Source organism: Streptomyces carpinensis, from assembly GCF_002154505.1.
Taxonomy (GTDB): domain Bacteria; phylum Actinomycetota; class Actinomycetes; order Streptomycetales; family Streptomycetaceae; genus Streptomyces; species Streptomyces carpinensis.
Map to the genome: position 1 here is coordinate 1 of NZ_MUBM01000360.1, position 9,760 is coordinate 9,760.

Below are 9,760 nucleotides of genomic sequence, written 5' to 3' on the forward strand. Positions count from 1 at the left end.
CACGACGTCGTGGTCGGCGTCGCCCTCGTTGATGGCCAGGTGGACCATGAGCCGGTTCGGCGCGGCGCCGTGCCAGTGCTCCTCGTCGGCCTCGAACAGAACGCGGTCACCGGGTCGGATGACCTCGACCGGGCCGCCGCGGCGCTGACACAGGCCGACGCCCTCCGTGACGAAGACGGTCTGCCCCAGCGGGTGGCGGTGCCAGTGGGTGCGGGCGCCGGGCATGAAGTGCACCAGGGAGGCGGTGATCCGGGACGGGGCGGGGTCGGCGGCGACAGGGTCGATGTAGACGTCGCCGGTGAACCAGTCGGCCGGGCCCTTGGCGGTGTCGATCGGGCTGCGGGTGATCTGCACTGAGTGCTCCTTGCACGGGTGGAAGATGACTGGTCAGGGCTTGAGGAGGGTCTTGATGGCGCGGCGCTCGTCCATCGCCCGGTAGCCCTCGGCGACCTGGTTCAGCGGGAGGACGAGGTCGAAGACCTTGCCCGGGTCGATCCGGCCCTGAAGGACGTCGATGAGGTCGGGCAGGCGGCGTACGTGGAACGAGCTCAGTGGGTGGTGAAGCCGCCGTCCACGGGCAGGGCGACGCCGATGACGAAGGCGGCGGCCGGGCTGGACAGCCACAGGACGGCGTTGGCGATTTCGTCGGCGGTGCCCAGGCGGCCGATGGGCTGCTGCTTCATGATCTCGGCCATGGCCTCGGCCTGGCCTTCGAGCATGTCGGCGACCATCGGGGTCTCGATGGCGCCGGGGCACACGGCGTTGATGCGGATGCCCCTGGGTGCGTATTCGACGGCGGCACTCTTGGTCAGGCCGATCACGCCGTGCTTGGAGGCGTGGTACGCGGCGCGTTCGGGCAGGCCGACCAGGCCGCCGAGAGAGGAGCAGTTGACGATCGCGCCGGAGCCCTGGGCGCGCATCTGTCGCAGTTCGTGCTTCTGGCACGTCCAGATGCCGCGTAGGTTGACGGCGTTGACGCGGTCGAAGTCCGCGGCCGTCTCGTCGGCGGCGTCGGCGGGAGGGGCCTGGATGCCGGCGTTGTTGAAGGCCATGTCCAGGCGTCCGAAGGTTTCCACGGTGCGCGCGACCATGGCGGCGGCCTGGTCCTCGTCGGCCACGTCGCAGCCGAGGCCGAGGGCCTGGTGGCCGGCGTCGGTCAGCTCCTTGGCCGCACGCTCGGCGGCCTCCTGGTCGAGGTCGGCGAGGACGACAGCGGCGCCGGCCTGGGCGAAGGCGCGGGCGGTGGCCAGGCCCATGCCGGAGGCGGCACCGGTGACCAGGGCGACCTGCCCGGTGAAGTCGTAGGTGGGGTTCATCAGTGAAGAGTGCTGTTCTGAAGGGAAATGTTCCGGTGTGACGTTGTGGTGCCGCCGTCCTGCGGTCTCGCAGCCGGTGCCCTAGCCGAGGGCGGGTCGGCTGCGGCGTCCCTGGACGAGCGCGATGGTGATCGTGGGGATGAGGGTCAGGGCGGCGACGGCCGCGCCGACAAGGGCCGGCCCGGCGGTCCGGAAGGGCGAGTCGAGGGTGAGCCCTGCGATCCATGAGCCGGCCGCGGTGCCGAGGTTGAAGGCCGACACGGTCAGGGCGGAGCCCAGGGTGGGGGCCTTGCCGGCGAAGCGGACGCCGAGGGCGATCAGGACCGGGGTGCCGAGGAAGCCGACCAGCCCGAGCAAGGCCACGAGCACCACCGTGGGGACGGCGAGGGCCGACAGCAGGCCCAGCGCCAGCAGGGTCGCGGCGCTGGATGCCGCGGCCATGATGGTGGTCGCGTACGGGCGGACGTCGCCGGCCCGGCCGCCGACGAGGAAGCCGGCCAGGGCGCCGCCACCGAAGCCGACGAGGACGAGTGGCACGAGGCTCCCGGCGATTCCCGCCCGGTCGGTCAGCAGCGGAGCGATGTAGGTGTACGTGCCGAGCACGCCGGCGTTCGTGGTGGCACAGGCCGCCAGCACCAGCCAGAGCCGGCCCGAGCGCAGCGCGAAGAGCTCCGACCGGATCGACACCATCTGCCCACCGCGGGGCTCGTTCGGGACAGAACGCGCAATCAGCGCCATCGCAGCCACCGCGAGGACACCCAGTATCCAAAAGGGTCCGCGCCAGCCCATCAGCTGTCCGGCGAGAGCGCCGAGCGGCACGCCGACGACGTTGGCGAGCATGGCACCGGAACCGACCACCCCGACGGCGCGCGAGCTCGCGGCCGGACCGGCCGCCCGGGTGGCCACGACGTTCGCCACCGCCCAGAACGCCCCGGTCGCCAGTGCGGTCAGGAACCGCGCGGCGAGCAGCAGCCCGAAACTGACACCGACCGCGGAGATCACATGTCCCGCGGCGAAGACTCCCAGCGCCAGCACCAGCGTCCACCGGGCAGGCAGCCGGAGCGTCAGCATCGACATCAGCGGCGCACCAATGATCATCCCGACCGCGAACACTGTGATCGCCAGGCCGGCACGGGCCACGCTCACCTGCAGGTCGCCCGCGATCTCCGGCAGCAGACCCGCCACGACGAATTCGGTCGTGCCCATCAGGAACGTTCCCAGGGCCAGCACGTAGACCACGCCGGGAAGCCGGCGGGAGGCAGGTGGCCTTTCCCCGACGCGTTCGTCGACGGGGGCGTGGAGGGTCGCTCCTTGCATGGTGGGGCTCCAAGAGGGATCACTGCGGGATTGCGCATCCCAGGAAACCGGCATTTCAGAAGGGGGGCGAGGCACTGATGAAGGGTGTACTGGCAGTACATCGCTCCGGCCGGGATCACGCCGTACCGTCGAGTTGTGGACAACCGCGACGAAGTCCGCGAGTTCCTGACCTCGCGGCGAGCCAAGATCACGCCCGAGCAGGCCGGTTTCCCGGCCGGCCGTCGGCGCCGGGTGCCCGGGTTGCGCCGGGCCGAGGTGGCGGCGCTGGCCGATGTCAGCGTCGAGTACTACGCGAAGCTGGAGCGCGGCAATCTGGCCGGGGTCTCACCGGGCGTGCTGGAAGCCGTCGCCCGCGCCCTGCGGCTCGACGACGTGGAGCGTTCCCACCTGTGGAACCTCGCCCAGGCGCAGGACGGCTCCGACGCCCTCGCCCGCCCCCGGCAGCGGTCCGGCGGGGTAGGGAGAGAGCTTCCCGAAGGCCTGCTGTGGACCCTCAGGGCCGTCACCGCGGCGCCCGCCTTCGTCGTCAACAGCCGCTTGGACCTGCTGGCCACCAACCAGCTCGCCCGCGCCTTCTGGACCGACCTCTACAACAGCCACGTCCAGCCGCCGAACATCGCCCGCTACCAGTTCCTCGACCCCGCGTCCCACCGCTTCTACCCCGACTGGGACGTGATCGCCGACCGGGTCGTGGACGTGCTCCGCAATGAGGCGGGGCGCAACCCGAACGACAAGGACCTGCACGATCTGGTCGGCGAGCTGTCCACCCGCAGCGATGCCTTCCGCACCCGGTGGGGCGCCCACAACGTCACCCGGCACGGCACCGGCAGCAAGCGGTTCCAGCACCCGGTCGTGGGGGAGCTGACCCTCTCCTGGCTCGGTACGACCGTCGACGCCGACCCCGGCCTGACCCTGCTCTTCTACACGGCCGAACCCGGCTCCCCCTCCGAAGAGGGCTTGCGCCTGCTGGCGTCCTGGGCTGCGTCCCAGGACGCCGAGCCCTTTCCGCCGATGCTCTCCAGCAGCTGAGCGGAGACACCTGCCGCATCCTGAAGTGAGCGTCTGCGGCCGGTGGCGGACCACTGGAGAGGCGGTACTGGACCGCGTCGTGCCGCCGAGAGGGGCGCCCCTGCCCCGTCTGTCGTCACTTCCGCTCCGTCGACCCCGCCCCCTGGCACGCTCAGTTTCGGCGACAGACCGCGAGCGGCCGCTCTCACCCACCCTCGGCACCTCCCGCCGTTTCGCGTCGCTCTTCGGCCATGGCGATCTCGGCGACGCGGTGGAGGGCGCTCTGGTATGCCGCGGCGTTGCCTGGTTCCTTCTGCCGGGCACGGATACTCGTCGTGGCGGAGTGCAGCTAGCCCAGCGGGATTTGCAGGTGGAGGGCGGCGGAGCGGCGGAAGCGGCCCGTGGCCGTCTGGACGAGGCGGATCGCCGCGTCCCTGCGCAATTGCCGTCTGGGAGCGTCGAGTTCGTCCAGCGGTGCGGCCCGGGCGTCGGGGAGGATCGCTGGGATGGTGCGCGGGTCGATCCGGCCGAGGTGCGTGGCGGGCTGGGGAAAGAGTGCGGGCGGGCCGACGGCGCCGTGGCGGATGCGGACGCTCTCGCGGATCATGCTGTCATCGCAGGTGAGCAGTGCGGGGCCTGTCGGTGAAGGCTTTTGTGCGCCGTGCTGGTCGAGGGCAGATCGGACAGGAGCTTGGCGAGAAAGGTGTGTCCGCCTGGATCGTCGAGGATCCCCAGGGGCAGGGTCATCAGGGCTGCCGCATGGAGCGGGTCGGCAGGACGCTGACCTACGCGTTGCGTGGAAGCTCGCCAGTATTCCCTGCTGTTCCCCGTCAGCAGCCGCCCCTTCGGGCACGTTGGGGCCACGACTCCTCCCCGGAACATCGGGGTTCAACAAGATTGGCCTGGTGTGACCAAGCGGAAGTCACTTCTGATCACGCCGTACACTGCGGGCTCAACCCAGCACCTGTAGCGGCAGCCGACCAGTTCCGCCACCCCGATCCCCAGTTGGCCCGCCAGGCTAGCCGCGTGAGTCTTGAATGATCGAGAGGGATCCCCCACCGGTTTGTAGTGGGCGATAGCCCCACGCAGCTCGGTCACCACATACTCGACCCGCTTACCCGCGTTCGGACCCGTGGCTTCGTCTCGCGGATTCACGAAGACAGACTAGCGGCGGTGCTGTGCACGGGCATGTCGCCTTCTCCTCCACCGGTGGGGTTCCACCTTCCTCCACCCACCGCTCACCCCAGATCCCATCCCGTACGCCGTCGACCCACACACCGTGGAGCGGGCGTGGTTTCTGGCGTCCAGGTGGAGCGCGCCACTGTACGAACGACTGTGAGGACGATCAGGGCAACGTTCGGCGGCCTGACCCACCGAACGATTGCCGCTTCGGGCTGTCCTTTCCAGGAATCGTCGGCCGGCTGGGCGGTGCCGCTACGCACGCGGCCGGCCGAGCGCCTGTGACCTCATAGGAGCCCGGCCAAAGGTCCCATCACAGTCTTGTCCTGCCGCCCGACCGGCCCGTGCGATCCCTCGCGCATCGCACGGAAGGACAGCAGTACCCCAGCATGGCAGATGAGATCGTGTTGGTCGGTGGCGTGGACACTCACACTTCTCGGCCGCCAGCGCAGCCAGTTCCTCCAGCAGGTCGGCGGACAGGCCATTCGCGGACACTGGCATCGACTCTACGATGGCCCCTCGATGCCTTCGCTGGCGCCTGCAAGCGACACGCCCTCAGCAGAGTTGACCAGGCGATCCGTTGCTGTACTCATCAGGTGCCTCCTTCGTGGAAGATCACACCTGATTCATGACACTCCCTTCCCTCGCCCGGGTTCGGGATCTGTGACCCTTGAGCGCGCTGGAATTCCAGGGCACTGCTGTGACAGCCGTCCCTGCGATGGCTGTGATGACAACTACAAGGGGCCTTCAGGGTGGGGCATGAGAACTGAACACAGGGTTCGGCGCGGTCGTCGTCGAGCCGGTCTGAAGACACGCACGTGGGTGGCGCTAGGGGCCGTTGTCGCCGGCGGCGGCGTGGCTGTGGCGACGGTCGCGATGGCCGGGTCGGGAGGCCGTGCCGGAGCGTCGGCCGCGCCGGGACCGATCAAGACGCATGTCCACTCGCTGTCCCTGACCGGGGCCAGTGCGTCACTCAAGACGCTGGGGGCCCAGTCCACGGCTCCGTTCAGCATGGTGGGTGTCACCTGGAACGGTGCGCACGCCAAGCTCCGCGGCACGGTGGAGGTGCGGACCCGTTCCGCCGTCAGCGGCCACTGGACACCGTGGCTGAAGATGCAGCAGCCGGACGACATCCCAGACACCGCCGAGATGAACCGTCCCGGTGTGCGCGGGGGGATGTCGCCCATGTGGTCGGGGCCGTCGAACGGAATCCAGGTCCGTGCGACCGGCGCGGGCAAGCCGACGGCGCTGCCCGCCGGGCTGCGGGTGGACCTGGTCGACCCGGGCAAGCCCGCCACCGGCGGCACGCAGGACTCCGGCATGGGCCTGGCGGGATACGCCATGGACGCGACGGCCACCGACACCGGGACGCCGACGGACAGCGTCGCTCCGACCGACACCCCGACGGCCCCAGCAGGCAGCGACACTTCGGGCACCCCGACCGCGACGGACTCCGTCTCGCCCACGGACACCCCTACGGCCACGGACTCGGCATCCGTCGCGCCGTCCACCGGGACCTCCGCCTCTACTTCCACTTCCACCTCGCCGAGCGCGTCTGCGACATCCTGGCCCAGCCAGCTCCCGTCGCTCTCCGAGGCATACCCGTCCTGCACGACCTCCTCCGGCAGCCCCTCCGCGTCGGCGTCGCAGACCCCGCCGAACCCGATGCCGGCCGCGACCACCTCGACGGTGGCGCCGCCCACCGTGGTCACCCGGGCCGGCTGGGGTGCGGACGAGTGCGCGCGGGAAACGGGTTACCCGACCTACGGCTCGGCGGTGAAGGTGATGTTCGTCCACCACACGGACACCACCAACAACTACTCATGCGCCGACTCCCCGGCGATCGTGCGCGGCATCTACGCCGAGCACCTCAACCAGGGCTGGCGCGACCTCGGTTACAACTTCCTCGTCGACAAGTGCGGCACCATCTTCGAGGGCCGCTTCGGCGGGATGGGGCTGCCGGTCGTGGGCGCACAGACCTACGGGTTCAACACCAACAGCATGGGTGTGGCCGCCATCGGCACCTACACCGACCTCAGCGGCGGCGACTCCACGGCCAGCACCTTCCCCGGGGCCGCGCCGAGCCAGGCGATGCTGGGCTCCATCGCCCGCCTCGCGGCCTGGAAGTTCGGCATGACGGGCGTGAACCCGGGCACCGGTACGGCCTCCCTGCCCGAGGGCGCCTCCGACAGTTACGGCTTCACGCTGGGCAACAGCTACAGCTTCAACGTCGTCTCCGGGCACCGCAACGGCTTCGCCACCGACTGCCCCGGCAACCAGCTCTACAACGCCCTGAGCACGATCCGCTCGTACGCGGCCGGCCCGGTGAGCGGGGTCTCCGTCACCGGGATGTCCGGCGGGGCGACCAAGTCCGGGACGAGCTACTACACCAAGGGCGCGGCCACGGTGAGCTGGACGACCGCCACGCCGTCCGCGGTGATCTCCGGCTTCGACATCCTGGTCGACGGCAAGGCCGTGGCGCACGCCTCCGGCTCCGCCCGCTCCGCCGCGATCTCGGTCGCCGCCGGCAGCCACACCGTCCAGATCCGCGCCACCCACGTGCGCGGGTCGACCACCCTGTCCGGCTCGGTCACCCTGGTCGGCGACACCACCGCGCCCACCTTCCCGACCGCGCCCGGCGTGCAGGTGCGCACCGGCACGGTGAGCTCCACCGCGGTCCCGGTCACGGTGACGTGGAAGGCGGCCGACAACACAGCCCTCGGCAAGGTCATGGCGACCGCGCCGTCCTCGGCCACCTTCGGCCCGACGGTGACCTCCTGGGCGACCAGCGCCAAGCCCGGCGCCTCGGACCTTTTCGCGCTGAAGGCGTACGACGTGGCCGGCAACACCGGCGGCGCCTCCGTCTACCGGACGCCGAACATCATCCAGGAGACCTCCACCACCCGGACCGGCACCTGGACCCACAAGAGCAGCACCAGCTACCTGGGCGGCTACTCCTACGGCTCCTCGTCGGCCGGGGCCTCGATCAGCTGGACCTTCACCGGACGCTCGGTGGCCTGGATCGTCTCGCGGGCCTCCACTTCGGGCCAGGCATACATCTATGTCGACGGCACCAAGGTCACCACGGTGGACCTCAAGTCCTCAACCACCCTGTACCGCCAGGCGATATGGACCAAGACCTGGTCCAGCTCCGCCAAACACACCCTGAAGATCGTCGTGGTCGGCACCTCGGGCCGCCCGGCCATCACCACCGACGGCATCGCAACCATCGGCTGACCGGTCGGTCGCACCTCACACAGGAGCCCTCTGCCCGCGGGAAGTCCGCGGGCAGAGGGCTCCTTCAGGAGACGGCGACGGGATCCCCACTCGACGAACCCCGCTGAAGGTGCCGCCGTGCGCGCTCCGAGCCGACCGGGGCCCGGAGCCCAGGGACGCAAGGGCCGGGCGCTCAACGTGGTCACGGACGGACGCGTCGACTGCCGCCCCGTCGGCCAACGCTGCGCTCTCATTGCCGAACATCTGATCCAGACGGGTGGGGTTACTCGGTGGTGTTCGCTGGTGGCAGTCGCGCGGATGCGGCCGCCGGGCTGGGGCAATGACCGCAACCACGAGCGCGGCGTTCGCCGGCGTCGAGTACCGCGAGTACGTCGAGTCCGCAGCTACGGTTTCCGGCCGGGACGGCGGGCAGCCGACCGTCCATGTCGCCGTCGCGCCGACGGCACGTGGCGCCGGCGGACGACCGTCCGAGCCCTCGCCCGTGGTGCGCCTGTCGGCTGCGGCAGGGCTGGTCCTCCTGCTGCCCAGGGTACGCGCTGTGCTTCGTGGGCGGTCGGCCCTACGTCGGCGACGCCTTGAATACGGCGGGCTCGCTGCTGGGGGAGGGTGGCCGTCGGAGCGGCGATCGGCGACCTGATCTGGCTGCTCGCGACGGCGCAAGGCAACCGTTCCGTCCGTGACGGCGACGGCGATATCGCGGACGGCGGAGAAGTGGACGTGGCCGAGGAGCGCAAGGCGTGGGAACTGACCCTGCTCGAACGGGGAATAGTGCCCTTCCTGCTGGGTCGGCTTGAGGGGATTCGCATAGAGGAACGGTGGGATCCCGCCGCACGTTGGTCCGTCCGGGGGATGAGGCGGTTCCTCTGATGCCCTGTTATGTTCTACAGCACTGTAGAGATGATCTGGCTGCTGGGCTCGCCCTCGTACGGGCTCACCACGGCGGCCCGGAGCAAAGAGGAGTCGACATGGCCCTGTGGGACCGCATCAAGGACTCGGCGTCGCAGATGCAGACCCAGCTGGTGGCGAAGAAGAACGACCTGAAGAGCGGTGCGTTCCGCGACGCGAGCATGGCGATGTGTGCCCTGGTCGCTGCCGCCGACGGGAAGATCGACCCGTCCGAGCGCCAGCGTGTGGCGCAGTTGATTTTCAGTAACGAGGTGCTGCAGAACTTCCCGGCCGAGGATCTCCAGCGCCGCTTCGAGGACAACCTCAACAAGCTGAGCGCCGACTTCGACTTCGGCAAGGTGGGCGTGCTGCAGGAGGTGGCCAAGGCGAAGAAGAAGCCGGCCGAGGCCCGTGCCGTGATCCAGATCGGCATCGTCATCGGTGGTGCCGACGGCGACTTCGACGCCACCGAGCGGGCCGTGGTCCGGGACGCCTGCTTCGCGCTGGGGCTGCCGCCCCACGAGTTCGACCTGTGACCGAACCACCTCGCACAACCCGGCGCTGGGGCCGACGGGGTTACCGACCCGCCGGTCCCAGCGCCGTCTCGGCATCAGAGCGGTGTCGCCGCGTGCAGCAGGAGCGCCAGGGTGAAGGCCGAGTTGGCCGAGAACATCGCGGACAGAAGCGCTCCGGTGGCGGCGGTCCACAGGGCCAGCCCTACCGTGGTGAACGCCGGTGGCCAGGAGCGGGCAGCGGGCGCCGGCGCGAGGAGGGCCGCGACACGGCGAGGCAGCGGGCCGGGGGCGGCGAGCGCGGGG

8 protein-coding genes and 2 pseudogenes are annotated in these 9,760 nt (G+C 70.2%); 4 read left to right on the top strand and 6 right to left on the bottom strand.

From position 1 onward, the window contains the following. The 4 genes and pseudogenes from BZY54_RS38185 to BZY54_RS38200 form a co-directional block, all read right to left on the bottom strand. Positions 1–354, bottom strand: a 354-nt coding sequence (locus BZY54_RS38185) for a (R)-mandelonitrile lyase (protein WP_086729957.1), incomplete at its 3' end; no start/stop codon positions are given. A 33-nt stretch (positions 355–387) separates the two neighbouring features. After that, positions 388–534, bottom strand: a pseudogene (locus tag BZY54_RS49845) (IMP dehydrogenase); the annotation flags it as partial. A 14-nt stretch (positions 535–548) separates the two neighbouring features. Next, positions 549–1,316 carry a glucose 1-dehydrogenase gene (locus tag BZY54_RS38195; protein ID WP_086729959.1) on the bottom strand — a complete coding sequence of 256 codons (768 nt, stop codon included), beginning with the start codon at positions 1,314–1,316 and terminating at the stop codon, positions 549–551. Between the two features lie 81 nt (positions 1,317–1,397). Further along, positions 1,398–2,633 carry an MFS transporter gene (locus BZY54_RS38200; RefSeq protein ID WP_086729960.1) on the bottom strand — a complete coding sequence of 412 codons (1,236 nt, stop codon included), beginning with the start codon at positions 2,631–2,633 and terminating at the stop codon, positions 1,398–1,400. Between the two features lie 135 nt (positions 2,634–2,768). Between BZY54_RS38200 and BZY54_RS38205 the strand changes: the two genes are divergently transcribed. Further along, a complete protein-coding gene (locus BZY54_RS38205; RefSeq protein ID WP_086729966.1) occupies positions 2,769–3,662 on the top strand; it encodes a helix-turn-helix transcriptional regulator in 894 nt (297 codons plus the stop codon). A 328-nt stretch (positions 3,663–3,990) separates the two neighbouring features. Here BZY54_RS38205 and BZY54_RS38210 read toward each other — a convergent pair whose 3' ends face one another. Further along, on the bottom strand, positions 3,991–4,248 hold the full coding sequence (locus tag BZY54_RS38210; RefSeq protein WP_086729961.1) for a hypothetical protein: 258 nt from the start codon (positions 4,246–4,248) through the stop codon (positions 3,991–3,993). Positions 4,249–5,675: 1,427 nt separating this feature from the next. Here BZY54_RS38210 and BZY54_RS38220 point away from each other — a divergent pair. The 3 genes from BZY54_RS38220 to BZY54_RS38230 all read left to right on the top strand — a co-directional run bounded on the left by BZY54_RS38220 (position 5,676) and on the right by BZY54_RS38230 (position 9,478). Continuing rightward, positions 5,676–8,057: a peptidoglycan recognition protein family protein gene (locus tag BZY54_RS38220; protein WP_244217534.1), complete on the top strand. Its 2,382-nt coding sequence runs from the start codon at positions 5,676–5,678 to the stop codon at positions 8,055–8,057. A gap of 606 nt (positions 8,058–8,663) precedes the next feature. After that, positions 8,664–8,924 (top strand): hypothetical protein, encoded by a 261-nt coding sequence (locus tag BZY54_RS38225; protein ID WP_086729964.1) that lies wholly within the window; start codon positions 8,664–8,666, stop codon positions 8,922–8,924. A gap of 98 nt (positions 8,925–9,022) precedes the next feature. Next, complete coding sequence (locus tag BZY54_RS38230; protein WP_086729965.1) at positions 9,023–9,478, top strand: tellurite resistance TerB family protein; 456 nt, start codon at positions 9,023–9,025, stop codon at positions 9,476–9,478. Between the two features lie 74 nt (positions 9,479–9,552). Here BZY54_RS38230 and BZY54_RS38235 read toward each other — a convergent pair. Beyond that, positions 9,553–9,760 (bottom strand): annotated as a pseudogene (locus tag BZY54_RS38235) (M56 family peptidase); the annotation flags it as partial.